Origin of the sequence: Gordonia sp. 852002-51296_SCH5728562-b (assembly GCF_001665475.1) — a bacterium.
GTDB lineage: Bacteria > Actinomycetota > Actinomycetes > Mycobacteriales > Mycobacteriaceae > Gordonia > Gordonia sputi.
On record NZ_LZMI01000079.1, the window covers coordinates 39,004 to 53,936 of the forward strand.

General features: G+C 65.6%; 11 protein-coding genes. 1 reads left to right on the forward strand and 10 read right to left on the reverse strand.

Annotated elements, in window-relative coordinates; all coding sequences use genetic code 11:
- Window positions 1–8: 8 nt before the first annotated feature.
- Genes A5766_RS14330 through A5766_RS14350 form a run of 5 tightly spaced genes read right to left on the reverse strand, consistent with a single transcriptional unit; the run spans window position 9 to window position 6,276 of the window.
- The gene (locus tag A5766_RS14330; protein WP_005207296.1) at window positions 9–929 is read right to left on the reverse strand and encodes an HpcH/HpaI aldolase/citrate lyase family protein; all 921 of its coding nucleotides are present in this window, start codon (window positions 927–929) and stop codon (window positions 9–11) included.
- A 50-nt stretch (window positions 930–979) separates the two neighbouring features.
- Complete coding sequence (locus A5766_RS14335; protein ID WP_039856200.1) at window positions 980–1,489, reverse strand: MaoC family dehydratase; 510 nt, start codon at window positions 1,487–1,489, stop codon at window positions 980–982.
- Window positions 1,486–2,631, reverse strand: a complete 1,146-nt coding sequence (locus A5766_RS14340) for an acyl-CoA dehydrogenase family protein (RefSeq protein ID WP_005207298.1) — start codon at window positions 2,629–2,631, stop codon at window positions 1,486–1,488. Before A5766_RS14340 ends, A5766_RS14335 begins: the two co-directional genes overlap by 4 nt.
- Window positions 2,631–4,694 (reverse strand): acetyl/propionyl/methylcrotonyl-CoA carboxylase subunit alpha, encoded by a 2,064-nt coding sequence (locus tag A5766_RS14345; protein WP_064905189.1) that lies wholly within the window; start codon window positions 4,692–4,694, stop codon window positions 2,631–2,633. Before A5766_RS14345 ends, A5766_RS14340 begins: the two co-directional genes overlap by 1 nt.
- A 34-nt stretch (window positions 4,695–4,728) precedes the next feature.
- Window positions 4,729–6,276 (reverse strand): carboxyl transferase domain-containing protein, encoded by a 1,548-nt coding sequence (locus A5766_RS14350; protein ID WP_039856216.1) that lies wholly within the window; start codon window positions 6,274–6,276, stop codon window positions 4,729–4,731.
- 443 nt (window positions 6,277–6,719) lie between these two features.
- On the opposite strand from A5766_RS14350, the gene A5766_RS14355 reads away from it, so the two are divergent.
- Window positions 6,720–10,511: an indolepyruvate ferredoxin oxidoreductase family protein gene (locus tag A5766_RS14355; protein WP_197501462.1), complete on the forward strand. Its 3,792-nt coding sequence runs from the start codon at window positions 6,720–6,722 to the stop codon at window positions 10,509–10,511.
- Between the two features lie 364 nt (window positions 10,512–10,875).
- On the opposite strand, the gene A5766_RS14360 is transcribed toward A5766_RS14355, so the two are convergent.
- Genes A5766_RS14360 through A5766_RS14380 form a run of 5 tightly spaced genes read right to left on the reverse strand, consistent with a single transcriptional unit; the run spans window position 10,876 to window position 14,865 of the window.
- Complete coding sequence (locus tag A5766_RS14360) at window positions 10,876–11,523, reverse strand: TetR/AcrR family transcriptional regulator (protein WP_005207302.1); 648 nt, start codon at window positions 11,521–11,523, stop codon at window positions 10,876–10,878.
- Window positions 11,524–11,570: 47 nt separating this feature from the next.
- On the reverse strand, window positions 11,571–12,191 hold the full coding sequence (locus A5766_RS14365; protein WP_005207303.1) for a nitroreductase family protein: 621 nt from the start codon (window positions 12,189–12,191) through the stop codon (window positions 11,571–11,573).
- A gap of 13 nt (window positions 12,192–12,204) precedes the next feature.
- Window positions 12,205–12,891: a methionine ABC transporter permease gene (locus A5766_RS14370; RefSeq protein ID WP_005207304.1), complete on the reverse strand. Its 687-nt coding sequence runs from the start codon at window positions 12,889–12,891 to the stop codon at window positions 12,205–12,207.
- Between the two features lie 17 nt (window positions 12,892–12,908).
- Window positions 12,909–14,003, reverse strand: a complete 1,095-nt coding sequence (locus tag A5766_RS14375) for a methionine ABC transporter ATP-binding protein (RefSeq protein WP_005207305.1) — start codon at window positions 14,001–14,003, stop codon at window positions 12,909–12,911.
- Window positions 13,993–14,865, reverse strand: coding sequence for a MetQ/NlpA family ABC transporter substrate-binding protein (locus A5766_RS14380; protein ID WP_005207306.1), 873 nt, complete (start codon window positions 14,863–14,865; stop codon window positions 13,993–13,995). Before A5766_RS14380 ends, A5766_RS14375 begins: the two co-directional genes overlap by 11 nt.
- Between the last annotated feature and the right edge of the window lie 68 nt (window positions 14,866–14,933).

The following is a 14,933-nucleotide window of genomic DNA, read 5'->3' on the forward strand; positions in this document are numbered from 1 at the left end:
GCGGTCATTTACGTGTCGAGGTTTTCGGCTGCGGCGGCACGCGCCAGCACAGCCTCGGCCTGACGAAGCACGGGGCCGTCGATCATCTGCCCGTCGAGGCTGAAGACGCCACCGTGATACTCCTCCGACTTTTCGAGAACCTGCTTGGCCCAATCGATCTCGTCGGCATCCGGGCTGTATCCGGCACGGATGATCTCCACCTGTGAGGGGTGAATGCATGCTGTCGCGGCATACCCGAGTGCGACGGCGTCGCGGACCTCTGCTGCGAGGCCGTCGGTGTCGGGGATGTCGATGTGTACCGAGTCGACGGCGAAGATCCCCGCGGCCGCCGAGGAGATCCGCACCATCGCACGTGCGTAGCGGGCAACGTCGCGATAGGTGCCCGCCCCCGGCTCAGCCTGACCGAATCTGCTCGACTTGCCGCCCAGACCGGCCACGAGATCCTCTGCACCCCACATCAATCCGATGCAGTTGACGGCCTGAGCTATCTCGTTGACGTTCACCACGCCGAGCGGTGTCTCGATGAGTGCGATGGTCTGGAACGCCGTCTCGATGACCGACGCTGCGGTCTCGGCCTTCGCCTGCATGACCACCCGATAGTTGGTGTCGCTCAATGCCGCGAGGTCGCGCCGATAGTCACCGGTACCCGCCGGGTTGATACGCACGACGGTTCGGTCCGGGTCGATCGGGTTGGCGACCAACGCTTCCCGTGCTGCCACGCGATTCTCCGGTGCGACCGCGTCCTCGAGGTCGAGGATGACGACGTCGGCTCGCTCGAGTGCCTTCTGGTAGCGGTCGGGACGGTCGGCCGGACAGAACAGCATCGCCGGACCCGAGGGCAGCCAGGCGTTGACCAACATCTGTGGTTCACTGCCGATCTGGCTGGAAATACCGAACTGATTGGGCGGCACGATCGGGCCGGTGGTCACGATTCTCACTCCTGTTCGTTCAGACGTCGGCGGAGTTGTCTCCGGCGGCGTCAGTCGTCGGGTCGCTTCCGTACCAGTGTGGCCCTCGCGGCTCGGGCGACAACCACCCCGTCCTGATTGCGACCGACGTGAAGCAGGTTGACCACCCCTTCGCCGGGACGCGACCGGGACTCGCGGATGCCAGTGCACTCCGTCTCCGCGTACAGCGTGTCGCCCGCGAACAACGGTGCGGGAAAGGAGACCTCGCTGAAACCGAGGTTCGCGACGAGCGTCCCCTGTGTCAGTTGCGACACCGACAATCCGACGATCGTCGACAGCGTGAACATTGAATTGATGAGTCGCTGACCGCCGAAGCCGGGCTGCTGAGCCGACCACGCGGCGTCGAGATGCAGTGCCTGCGTGTTCATGGTCAACGTGGTGAACAGCACGTTGTCGGCCTCGGTCACGGTCCGACCCGGCCGATGCTCGTACACCGTGCCCTCGTCGAACTCCTCGAACCACAACCCGCGTTGTATCACCCTGCGAGCCGTCGATGTGGGCGATTGCGTGCCATCACTCATGAGAACCCCAGTTCGCGTGCGATCAGCATGAGTTGCACCTCGGTGGTGCCCTCCCCGATCTCGAGGATCTTCGAGTCCCGGTAATGGCGGGCCACGGGATACTCATTCATGAACCCGTAACCGCCGTGGATCTGTGTCGCCATCCGCGCGTTGTCCATCGCGGCTTCACTGGCGATCATCTTGGCGATCGACGCTTCCTTCTTGAACGGCTTGCCCGCCAACATCTTCGCTGCGGCGTCGTAGTACGCAGTGCGGGCTACGTGTGCTCGCGCCTCCATTCGGGCGATGGCGAACGAGACCGATTGGTAGTTGCCGATCGGCTGCCCGAAGGACTGCCGCTCCTTGGCGTACTTCACGCTCTCGTCAACACATCCCTGCGCCACACCCGTCGCGAGTGCCGCGATGGCGATGCGCCCCTCGTCGAGGATGGACAGGAAGTTGGCGTATCCGCGGCCACGCTCGCCCAGGAGATTCTCGGTCGGTACCCGCGCGTCGGTGAAGGTCAGCGGGTGGGTGTCCGACGCGTTCCAGCCGACCTTGTTGTACGCGGGTTCAGCGGTGAACCCGACCGTGTCCGACGGCACGATGATGGTCGAGATCTCCTTGCGCCCATTGTCTTTGACGCCGGTCACCGCGGTCACCGTCACCAGCGACGTGATGTCGGTACCGGAGTTGGTGATGAACTGCTTGGCGCCGTTGATGATCCACGTGTCGCCGTCGTCGCGCGCCGTTGTGGCGGTGGCTCCTGCATCCGAGCCGGCTCCCGGCTCGGTGAGCCCGAATCCGGCCAGCGCGACACCGGAAGTCAGGTCGGGCAGGTAGCGCTGCTTCTGCTCCTCGGTACCGAACTTGTAGATCGGCATCGCCCCGAGCGACACACCGGCCTCGAGCGTGATCGCCACCGACTGGTCGACCTTGCCGAGTTCCTCGAGCGCGAGCGACAGCGCGAAGTAGTCGCCACCCATGCCGCCGTACTCTTCGGAGAACGGGAGTCCGAAGAGTCCCATCTTCCCCATCTGCGAGACGACCTCGTACGGAAAGCTGTGTTCCGCATCGTGTTTCGCCGCGACCGGCGCAACCACCGACTGCGCGAAGTCGCGCACGGTGTCGATCAGGTCGGTGTAGTCCTGTGTCAGTTCCATCAGTTGGCCTGCTCCATCGAGTTCTCATCCGTTACGTGTGCAAGTGTTTGGCCCGCCGCGACCTTGTCGCCGACCTTCGCCGCGAGCGCGACCACGCCCGTGATCGGGGCTGTCAGCGTGTGCTCCATCTTCATCGCCTCGACGACGAGCACGGGTACCCCTGCCTCGACATCGTCACCGTCGACGACCGACACGGCAACGATGGTCCCCGGCATGGGCGAGGTGATCTCTCCGGCCTTCTCATCTGCGGCCTCGTCGAGAATCGGTCGGGCGAGTTCGAGAGTCCACGACCCCGTTGGTCCCGACACCCACCACGAGCCGTCGATCTCCGCGTGCGACCACGACTGACTGACACCGTCGACGATCAAGCGGTCGACGTGATCACCGTTGCCGCCCTGGTCGATTCGACGGTATTCGACGTCGGCTTCCCAGGAGTCGACGTCGTCGCCGGAGACCGACGCGCGTCCGCGCAGAGTGTCGTCGGTGGCGGCGTCGACACGGAACGAGACCGTCCAGTGCTTGTTGTCGCCGTCGACGATGCGGGTCACCACCGGTGCAGGTGCACCGATGCGCCAGCCGACTTCGGTATTCCAGACGTCGCCGGGTTGCCGAAACCCGGTGCGGGCAGCACCCAGGAGCACCAGCGCTTCCGGAACCGGTTGCGGCGCAGCGTAGTCGACGACGAGCCTGTCGAGCAGTTCGGTGTCGAGCTCGGCGTCGCGGACGCGGTCCTGCGCCAACACGAAGCGGCAGAAGTCGATGTTGGTGACCACACCGAGCACTCTGGTGTGCGCGAGAGCCTGGTCGAGACGCTCGATCGCCTCGTCGCGGTCGCTGCCGTATGCGATGACCTTGGCCAGCATAGGGTCGTAATCGCTCCCGACTACCATGCCCTCGAACATCGCGGAATCGACACGGATGCCGCTGTATTCGGACGTCTCACCCGGCACGGCCGGCTCTTCGAGCGCCACGATCGTGCCGCCGGTCGGCAGGAATCCCCGCGCCGGATCTTCGGCATACACCCGCGCCTCGATCGCGTGCCCCGACAAGACGATGTCGGACTGGGTGAGCGCGAGCTTCTCACCGCGCGCAACCCGGATCTGCTGCTCGACGAGGTCGACTCCGGTGACGAGCTCGGTGACAGGATGCTCGACCTGCAGCCGTGTGTTCATCTCCATGAAGAAGAACTGGTCGGGTCGCTTGGCGGAGACGATGAATTCGACGGTGCCCGCTCCGGTGTAGCCGACACTGCGCGCCGCGTCGCAGGCGGCCTCGCCGATACGTGCGCGCGTCGCTTCGTCGAGAAGCGCCGAGAGTGCCTCCTCGATGACCTTCTGGTGTCGACGCTGCAGCGAGCACTCGCGCTCGCCGAGATGAATCACGTTGCCGTACTGGTCGGCAAGGACCTGCACCTCGATGTGGCGTGGGGTGTCGACGAAGTGCTCGAGGAACAACGAGTCGTCGCCGAACGCCGATCCGGCCTCTCGTCGTGCACGTTGCAGCGCCGCCGGGAGTTCGTCGGCGTTCTCGACGCGGTGCATGCCCTTGCCACCGCCGCCGGCGCTGGGCTTGATCAGGACCGGGAATCCGATCTCGGGGGCTGCGGCGATCAGATCCTCGTCGGTCAGCCCCGGCCGTGACAGACCGGGCACCACCGGAACGTCGCGTTCGACGACGGCGGCGCGCGCGGTGATCTTGTCGCCCATCGTCGCGATCGCATCCGCCGGGGGCCCGATGAACGCAATCCCCGCGGCGTCGAGCGCTGCCGCGAACTTCTGGTTCTCCGAAAGGAATCCGTATCCGGGGTGCACCGCATCGGCGCCGGTCTGCTGCGCCGCGCGCACCACCGCGTCGATGTCGAGGTAGCTGCGTGCGGCGGACGCAGGCCCGAGTCGTACTGCCACGTCGGCCATCCGCACATGCAGAGCGTCGGCATCGGCGTCGGAGTAGACGGCGATGCTCCGAATCCCCATGCGGCGCAATGTCTCGATGACGCGGCACGCGATCTCGCCTCGGTTGGCCACGAGCACGCTGCGGATCGGGCGGGCTGTCGGTGTCGTCATGACGTTCTCATCCATCTCGTGTCGCATCGGTCGGTCACATCCGGAAGACGCCGTAGCGCTGATCGGCCAGCGGTGCGTAACGGGCGGTTTCGAGCGCGAGCCCGAGCAACGTGCGGGTGTGTGCCGGATCGACGATGCCGTCGTCCCACAGGCGCGCCGTCGAGTAGTACGCGTCGGACTGTTCGTCGAACTGCTCGCGGATCGGCGTCTTGAACGCCTCCTCGTCGTCGGCCGACCACTCCTTCCCGGATCGTTCGATCTGGTTGCGGCGCACCGTCGCAAGGGTGTCAGCGGCCTGTGGTCCGCCCATCACGGAGATGCGCGCGTTGGGCCACGACCACAGGAACCGCGGCGAGTAGGCGCGGCCACACATCGAGTAGTTGCCCGCCCCGAACGAGCCACCGATCATCACGGTGAACTTCGGAACGCGTGCGCACGCAACGGCATTGACCATCTTGGCGCCGTTTTTGGCGATACCGCCTTCCTCATAGGCACGCCCGACCATGAATCCGGTGATGTTCTGTAGGAACACCAACGGAATTCGACGCTGGTCGCACAGTTCGATGAAGTGCGCTCCCTTGAGCGCCGATTCGCTGAACAGCACACCATTGTTGGCGACGAAGCCGACGGGATGACCGTGCACGTGCGCGAACGCCGTGACCAGCGTCGTGCCGTAGTTCGCCTTGAACTCGGTGAATTCGCCTGCATCGCTGATGATCTCGATGACCTGTCGAACGTCGTACGGGGTACGCGCGTCGGTGGGCACGACGTCGTAGATGTCGGTCTGGCTGCGCGCGGGTTCACGCGGGGCGATCGTGTCCCACTGCGGTTGCTCGCGCGGCCCGAGGGTCGCGATGATCTCGCGGACCTTGGCCAGCGCCTGCTGGTCGTTGTCGACGAGGTGGTCGGTGACCCCGGAGACCGACGAGTGCATGGCACCGCCGCCGAGGTCCTCCGCGCTGACGTCCTCGCCGGTCGCGGCCTTCACCAACGGGGGTCCCGCGAGAAAGATGGTGCCCTGATTGCGGACGATGACGGTCTCGTCGCTCATCGCGGGCACGTAGGCGCCGCCTGCCGTCGATGATCCCAGCACCGCCGCGATCTGCGGGATGCCCGCCGCACTCATCGTCGCCTGGTTGTAGAAGATCCGTCCGAAGTGTTCCCGGTCGGGAAACACCTCGTCCTGCGCCAGGAGCATCGCGCCACCGGAATCGACGAGGTAGATGCAGGGCAGCCGGTTGGCGGCGGCGATCTCCTGCGCACGCAGGTGCTTCTTGACCGTCATCGGGTAGTAGGTGCCGCCCGACACCGTGGCGTCGTTGGCGACGATCATGCACTCACGCCCGGCGACACGCCCGACACCGGCGATCACACCGGCCGACGGCGCCTTGTCGTCGTACATGCCGAACGCCGCGAGCGGCCCGACCTCGAGGAACGGCGACCCGACGTCGAGCAGGCCGTCGACGCGATCGCGCGGGAGCAGTTTGCCGCGGGAGATGTGCCGCTCACGGGCGCGCTCGCCGCCGCCGACCGCGACGCGCGCAAGACGCTCGCGCAGCGTCGCGACGTTGGCCTCGTGCACCGCCCGACCGCTGGCCGAGCCATTGCCGCCGCCCGAGCCCTCACCGCTGGTCGAGCCCTTCTCGCTGGTCGAGCTTGTCGAGACCACGCTGGCCGAGCCCTTCTCGCTGGTCGAGCTTGTCGAGACCACGCTGCCCGAGCCGCTACCGCTGGCCGAGCCCTCACCGCTGGTCGAGCTTGTCGAGACCACCCTCGTCACAGGCAGACCTTTCGCTTCGCAGGGATGCGTGCAGCCATCCGCTTTCAGTTAGCTGCAATTAACTGAAAGCGACTCTAGCGGATCGCGGCGCGGCTGTCATCTACTTGTCATTGTCGTCCCAGACGTGACGGGCATCACGCAATTTCGTACTGTGGGTGATGAGGTCCACCACCCCCGGACCCAGCCCACACGTCGTCGGCCACACCCGCGCCGACGCCGACACACCACGAAGGCCAGGTGAACCCGTGACCCTCGCAGATGATCGAGCCGACCGATTCCGGCGCGACGCAACCGCGAAGAATTCAGCATCGACGCAGGCAGGAGTGCGTGCGACGACACGCCCCACCGATTTCACACTCGACGACCGCTACACCCGCGAAGAAGGTCCGATCTTCCTCGGCGGGATCACGGCGCTCGTCCGGATGATCGCCGACCGCGCCCGCGTCGACCGGAGACAGAATCTGCGCACGGCGTCGTTCATCTCCGGCTACGAAGGCTCGCCGCTCGCGGGCTTCGACCTCGAACTCATGCGCCGCCAGTCGCTCCTTGCACCCTTCGACGTGGTGCACCGCCCGGGTCTCAACGAAGAACTCGCCGCGACGTCGGTGATGGGATCGCAACTCGCCCCGACACTCGGCCCGCTCGCGGCCGACGACGACGGCCAGCAGCGCAACGGCGTCGTCGGCTACTGGTACGGCAAGGCGCCCGGCCTCGACCGCGCGTCAGACGCCATACGCCACGCCAACCTCATCGGTACGCATCCCGACGGCGGTGCCGTCGCTCTCGTCGGCGACGATCCAGCCGCCAAGAGCTCGACGGTCCCGTGCACATCGGAGATGGCGCTCGCCGACCTCTACATCCCGACGCTCTACCCGGCCGATTCTCAAGACATCCTCGACCTCGGCGTACACGCCGCGGTCATGAGCCGGGTCAGCGGTCTGTGGACCTCGCTCAAGATCTCTGCACACGTGGCGGATGGGTCGTCGACCGCGGTGGTGCATCCCGATCGAGTGGTTCCCGTCTACGGCGATCTGGGGCGCAGCCCGCACGTACCCAGCGGCAAGCTGCTCGGCGCCAATCTCATGGAGCTCGAACAGAATCAGTTGACGACGCGCATCCCGCGCGCGCTGGCATATGCACGACACAACGGCATCAACCGCATCGCGGTACGCAGTGGTGACGACAGGATCGGACTGGTCGCCGCGGGAAAGACGTACCTCGATCTTCGGAATGCGTTGCGACTCATGGGACTCGACGACGCCGATCTACAACGGGCCGGTATCCGCATCCTCAAACTCGGCATGGTCTACCCGCTCGACCGCGAGATCCTCGAGCGCTTCATCACCGATACCGCCGCCGGTCGACTCGACGAGGTGATCGTCGTCGAGGAGAAGCGCGACTTCATCGAAACCATGATGCGCGACATGCTGTATCGCCATCCGCGGGCCCCGCGCATCGTCGGAAAGGTTCATGAGGACGGTTCGACGTTGTTCTCGCGTTTCGGCGAACTCGACGTCGACGCAGTCACTCTCGGCCTCGCGACACGCCTGGCAAGACACCATCACGTCGACGCCGCGCAGGCGTGGCTCGACGAGCACAACGCGCGTCGGTCGAGTACCCGGATCGACCTTCCGCTCGCTGTCCGCACGCCGTATTTCTGTTCGGGATGTCCGCACAACAGCTCGACCAAGGTCAGTCCCGGCACGCTCGTCGGCGGCGGAATCGGCTGTCACGCAATGGTGTTGCTGATGGATCCGGAACAGGTCGGCGATATCGCCGGCGTCACCCAGATGGGCGGCGAGGGCGCCCAGTGGCTCGGCATGGCACCGTTCGTACCCGCCGACCATTTCGTGCAGAACATCGGCGACGGCACGTTCACGCATTCGGGATCACTCGCCCTGCGCGCTGCTGTCGCCTCGGGTGAGAACATCACCTACAAGCTGCTCTACAACGGCACCGTCGCGATGACCGGCGGACAGGACCCCGTCGGCGAGTTCAGCCTCGCCCAGTTGACGCGACTGCTTGCCGCAGAAGGGGTGTCGCGCATCGTCGTCACCTCCGACGACCCGTCGCGCACACGGTCTGCCGACCTCGCCGACGGCGTCGTGGTGCGTGATCGCGGCGACCTCGCCGACGTGCAGACCGAACTGGCGGCGGTCCCCGGGGTCACGGTGTTGATCCACGATCAGCACTGCGCGGCGGAGAAACGTCGGAAACGCAAGCGCGGCACCATGTCCACCCCGACGCAGCGGGTCGTCATCAACGAGCGTATCTGCGAGGGATGCGGCGACTGCGGTGAGAAGTCGAATTGCCTCTCGGTGCATCCGGTACAGACCGAGTTCGGACGCAAGACCCGCATCGACCAGAGCTCATGCAACCTCGACTTCTCGTGCCTGAAGGGCGATTGCCCGTCGTTCGTCACCGTCACACCCGGCCACACCCCGGCATCGCGGCGTGCGACCGAGATCGACGCCGCTGCCGTCCCCACTCCCCGTATTGCCCGACCCGTCACGTCCGACACCGACTTCACGATGCGCATCACGGGCATCGGCGGGACCGGCGTCGTCACCGTCTCCCAGATCCTCGCCACCGCAGCATTTCTCGACGGCCACGCAGCCCGCACGGTCGACATGACCGGCCTCGCCCAAAAGGGCGGCGCCGTCGTCAGCGACATCAAGGTCTCGGCGCTGCACTCCGTCGACACCGATTCCGCTGATGCCGCTGGTCAAGCCGACCCCGCTGGTGAAGCGTCGTCTTCCGCTGGTCAAGCCGATCCCACCGCTGGTCGAGCTGATTCCACCGCGGGTCAAGCCGATCCCGCTGGTCGAGCTTCCACCGCTGGTCGAGCTTGTCGAGACCACCTCCCCAGCCCCGTCGAGCAGGCAGCCAAGGCCGCGGCCGACACGTGCGATCTGTACCTCGCGTGCGACTCCCTCGTCGGCACCGACCCGGTGAACCTCAAGGTCACCGCGCCGGATCGGACCGTCGCGGTGGTGTCGACGACCCGAATTCCCACCGGCGCCATGGTCATCGACACCTCGGTCGGCTTCCCCGCCGACACCGCTGTCCATGACTCGATCGACGCCCGTGTCGCACGAGCCAGATACCTCGACGCGGGCGCGCTCGCGACGGAGTTGTTCGATGACGAGCAGTTCGCCAACATGCTGATGGTCGGCGCGGCGTATCAGACCGGGGCACTACCGATCTCGGCCGAGTCGATCGAGCGCGCCGTCGAACTCAACGGCGTTGCAGTGTCGGCAAACCTGCAGGCGTTCCGGCGTGGTCGTCAGGTGATCGCGGATCCGGATGCCGTGTCGCGAGAGGCCACCGGCGTCGAATCAACTGCAGTCGAGCCGAGTTCGTATGCGCGCGAGCAGGTTGCGCGACTACACCTCGACGACGACCTCGCCCACAGCGTCGGCATTCGCGTCGACGAATTGGTCGCTTACGCCGACGAGCGTTATGCCGCTGAGTATCTCGGCGTCGTCGACCGCGTGTCGCGCGAGTCGGACAGCCCCGAACTCGTCGACGCGGTGGCACGGAACCTGTACAAACTGATGGCGTACAAGGACGAGTACGAGGTGGCGCGCCTCACCGCCGATCCGACCTTCGCCGCCCAAATCAGCGGCGATTACGGCGACGACGCGAAAGTCGCTGTGCGACTGCATCCCCCGCTGCTGCGGGCACTTGGCCGCAAGGAGAAGATGTCGTTCGGTGCGCGGACGGCCCCGATGCTCGCCGGTCTCGCGAAGATGAAGAAGTTGCGCGGTACGCGCCTCGATCCGTTCGGCTACACCGAGATTCGACGCACCGAGCGCGAGCTCATCGTCGAATATCGGGAACTCGTCGACGCGATCCTCGGCGCCGTCGGCTCGGGGTCTGTCGATCCTGGCACTCCTGATCCGCGTCGGCTGTCGGCGCTGGCCGAGTTGGCGGCGCTGCCCGACATGGTCCGCGGCTACGAGCAGATCAAGATGGACAACGTCGCGCGGTATCGCGCCGAGGTCGCACGCCGCCGGGCCGAGCTCGGGATCTGACGGCTGTCCCCGACTGAGTGCGCGGGAAGTGGGGGAAGGGTTCTTCCCCCACTTTCTGCGTGGCGCTCGGGCCGTCCCGCAGCAGGCTGGCCGAACTCTTCCCCGTGGGTCTGACCGTTCCCCGCGAAGCAACCCGCGGAAACGCCGAAACCCCGCGGAAAGAACCCTTCCCCTACTTTCTGCACCGCCCGACAACCGCCGAACAGACCACCCCCACACCCTTCCCCGCAGTCCTGACCTTTCCCCGCGAAACAACCAACGGAAACGCCCAAACCCCGCGGAAAGAACCCTTCCCCTACTTTCTGCACGGCCCGACGGCCCGGCTGCCCGAGAGCTGCTCCCCGCCGACGCCGCGCGCCCCCGCTCACCCAGCCGCGCACTCCAGCGCGGCGGTGGCCATGGCGGTCAGGACGGTGCGGAGGCGGGCGCTGTCGAGTGCGGGCAGTCGCGGCGAGGAGTTGAGCAGGCCGAACATCGCGTGCACCCGGACGCGGGCTTCCGGCCGCGCGAGTGTCGCGCCGCGTTCGGTCATCAGCGCCAGCAGCACGTCAACCCACTGCTCGACGTAGCGGCGCTGCAGCGAGCGAACCTCGTGGTTGGCCTCCGGTGTCAGGTTGTGCAGGTCGCGATCCTGCACGACGATCAGGTCCGGCTTGGTGACCAGCACATCGATGTGGAAGTGGATCAACGCCTCGAGGGTCTCGGCAGGTGGGAGGCCGCGGTCGACGACCTCTGCCCCGCCGTCGCGGAGTCGGCGGCTGATGTCGAGCAGCATCTGATCGAGCAGGTCGGTCTTCGACGCGAAGTGCCGATACATCGCGGGACCACTCACGCCGACGGCGCCGCCGATGTCCTCGAGACGTACTCCGGCGAATCCCCGTGCGGCCATTTGTCGGGCAGCGGCGTCGAGCATTTCTCGACGCCGAGCGGCTTTCGCCTCGCCACGCTTGGTGAGCGGCGGCGTGACAGACGCGGCGAGCGTCGCGGTCTCAACGGGGTCTGCTGGCGTCATGGTGTCATCGAATCTACCGCCGGTACGGCGATACCGGCGACGCTAATTCACCAACCGTTGATGTGCAGTACATCGTCGAGCGGCTTGCGTTGTGCCGGCGCGAAGTCGGTGCCCTGCGTGTAGGCGACCGGTAGCAGCACGCCCTGGTGCACGCCGTCGGGAATGCCGAGCAGGTCGGCCACTTCTTGTTCGTACACGAGGTGCAGGGTGGTCCACGCAGAACCCAATCCGCGTGCACGCAGTGCGAGCATGAGGTTCCAGGCCCCCGGAAGCAACGATCCCCACACCCCTGCCTGGTTGCCTGTCGGCAGGTCAGCGCCCGTCTTGATCGCTCCCACTATCAACACCGGCACCTCGCCCATCACGTCGGCGAGGTACTGGGCGCTGGCGGCGACACGGCGGGCGGTGTCGGTCGACACTGTGCGCTGTGCCGAGTAGTCGGCGAACGAGCGGGCGTAATAGTCGGCGACCTGGCGCTTGAGGTCGGCGTCGGTGATGACGATCCAATGCCACCCCTGCGCGTTCGACCCCGTCGGGGCCTGAATCGCGACCTCGAGTGCTTCACGGACGACCTCGATCGGAACAGGTCGCTCCAGGTCGAGGCGCTTGCGAACCGAACGGGTAGTCGTCAGCAGCTCATCGGGGTTCAGCGGCAGAAGGTCGGTCATCGTGCTCCTCGGGTCATCTGTGCCGTGCGCGGCGTGCCAGCCAGTTCCCAAAGTACTGGCCCACTTGCACCAGGATCACCAGGAGGGCGATCACCACGACGGTCAGTTTCCAGTCGAACTGCTGATAGCCGTACTGGAATGCGAAGTCGCCAAGACCCCCACCGCCGACGTACCCGGCCATTGCCGACATGTCGACGATGGCGACAAAGATGAAGGTGTAGCCGAGAACCAGCGGCGCAAACCCTTCGGGAACCACGACGGTCAGCAACGTACGCAACCGACTGGCACCAGACGCTCGCGCCGCTTCGACCACGCCCGGATCAACAGACACAAGACTCTGTTCGACGACGCGCCCGATGACCACCATCGCCATCAGCGTCATCGGGAAGATCGCCGCCTCGGTACCGATGCGCGTGCCCATCACAGCTTTGGTGAGTGGGGCGATCGCGGTGATGAAAATGATGAACGGGATCGGACGGACGATATTCACAACGACGTTGAACCCGTTGAAGATCCACGCGTTGGACCAGAGATTTCCGGGGCTCGTCGCGTACAGGATCACTCCGATGACCAGCCCGAGCAGACCTCCGATCAGCAGCGTCACGCCGACGAGTTCGAATGTCTCCCAGATGGATTGGATCAACAACGGCCGCAGCTCCGGCCCGAAGACCCGCGTGAAGCTCTCACCGTCGGCGAGCACGAACGTCTAGGCGGCGGTCACTGCTGTGTCCCCTCGTGTACGACGACGCCGTCGATGCGCACCAGTTGCGCACGCGCGGCGTCGACCGACGTTGCGTCGCCGGTGATCTCGTAGGTCAATGCTCCGAACGGTCGGCCCGCGATGTCGCTGATGCCGCCCGCGATCACCGTCGACCGAGCGCCGTGTTCCGCGACGGCCGCGGGTAGGTCGAATGTGGCGTCCTGATGACCGCTAGCGGCAGCGTCGTCGCGCACCGACACGGTTGCGAGCAGTCCGGGGTGCCGGGCGCGCAGCGTCGCCAACGCATCGGCGTCCGGGACTCCCGCGACGGCGTGTCGCAACAGTCCTCGTGTGACGTCCGACGTGGGATGCTCGAAGACGGAGTACACATCTCCGTTGTCGACGAGCCGACCCCGATCGAGGACCGCGACCGACTCGCACACGTCACGCACGACATCCATCTCGTGGGTGATCACGACGATCGTCGTACCGAGATCGGAGTTGATGCGCCGCAACAACTTCAGGGTGTCCGACGTCGTCTGCGGATCGAGCGCGCTCGTCGCCTCGTCGGCGATGAGAATCGACGGCGAGGTGGCGAGTGCTCGCGCGATTCCGACGCGCTGCTTCTGTCCGCCCGAGAGCGCTGCGGGCCATTGATCGGCCTTGTCGGCAATGCCAACGAAGTCGAGTAGCTCCTCGATTCGACTGCGCCGCTTGTCCTTCTGAAAGTGAGCGACCTTCAAAGCGAAGTCGACGTTGCCCGCCACGGTCCGCGAGTTGAACAGATTGAACTGCTGGAAGATCATGCCGATATCGGTACGCAGCCGGTTGAGCTCCCGCTCCGACGCCCGGCTGTGTTCTGCACCGTGCACGAATACCTGCCCGCCGGTTGGTCGTTCGAGACCGTTGATGAGCCTGGCGAGCGTCGACTTTCCCGCACCGGACGGACCGATGATCCCGACGATCTCCCCCGAGCGGACACTCAGATCGATCCCGTCGAGGACTTTCGGCCCCGACTTGTCGAAACGCTTTGAAACGCCGACGAAGTCGATCGCGGTGTCGGACCCCGCAGGTGAACCGAGGTCCGACGCCGCGTCGACGTCAGGAACCATTGGTGTTGACGGACGCTTGCAGGTCCTTCGTCGTCTGTTGGAGATCGGAAGCCGAATTGTCCTTGATCACACCGCTATCGCCGAGTGAACGCTTGACGGCGGCGATCACCTCGGGGTCGTGGTAGATCTTCACCAGCTTCGCGTAGGTGGGGTTGTCCTTGTCGTCGTTGCGGGCGACGAACGCGTTGATGTACGGCTTGGCCCCGGCCGAGTTTGGATCGTCGGACGCGATGATCTGGTCCTTGGTCAGCTTCGCCGACGTCGCGTAGTTGTTGTTGACGATCGCGGCGTCGACCGAATCCAGATTTGCCGCTGTCTGACCGGCGTCGACGGCGATGACCTTCACCTTCGACTTGCCCTGGTCGATGTCGGCGAGGGTCGAGAACGCATTGCCCGGCTTGGTGAGCGTGATCAAGCCCGCCTGCTCGAGAACCAGTAGTCCGCGCGCCTGGTTGGTCGGGTCATTGGGGATCGCGACCTGCCCACCCTGGGGGATCTCCGACACCGACTTGTGCTTGGTCGAGTACAGCGGCAACGGGTAGACGGCCGTCGCGCCGATCGGCACCAGGTTCTGCTTGTTCTTCGCGTTGTACGTGGCGAGGTAGAGCAGGTGCTGGAACTCGTTGAGGTTGAGTTCACCCTCTGCGAGAGCAGGATTGGGCTGGTTGTAGTCGGTGAAGTTCACCAGCTCGACATCGATGCCCTGCGCAGAAGCCTTCTGCTTGAACACATTCCAGTATTCCTCGGACGCGTCGGCGACACCGATCTTGACCTTCGACGAGTCGTCGTCGCCACCACAGGCCGTCAGCACCGCCCCACCGAACACGAGCAACAACAAGACGGCGAGAACTTTCGACCGCACGACGACCTCCGCGAATCACAATCGACACTGATCTGACTCTGCAAAACGCTAATGCCCGCACACCAGGC

Excerpts from the sequence above, each read along its gene's own strand:
- A5766_RS14345 (WP_064905189.1), bottom strand. The coding sequence starts at position 4,694 with ATGACGACACCGACAGCCCGCCCGATCCGCAGCGTGCTCGTGGCCAAC.
- A5766_RS14360 (WP_005207302.1), bottom strand. The coding sequence starts at position 11,523 with ATGACGCCAGCAGACCCCGTTGAGACCGCGACGCTCGCCGCGTCTGTC.
- A5766_RS14365 (WP_005207303.1), bottom strand. The coding sequence starts at position 12,191 with ATGACCGACCTTCTGCCGCTGAACCCCGATGAGCTGCTGACGACTACC.
- A5766_RS14340 (WP_005207298.1), bottom strand. The coding sequence starts at position 2,631 with ATGGAACTGACACAGGACTACACCGACCTGATCGACACCGTGCGCGAC.
- A5766_RS14335 (WP_039856200.1), bottom strand. The coding sequence starts at position 1,489 with ATGAGTGATGGCACGCAATCGCCCACATCGACGGCTCGCAGGGTGATA.
- A5766_RS14375 (WP_005207305.1), bottom strand. The coding sequence starts at position 14,003 with ATGGTTCCTGACGTCGACGCGGCGTCGGACCTCGGTTCACCTGCGGGG.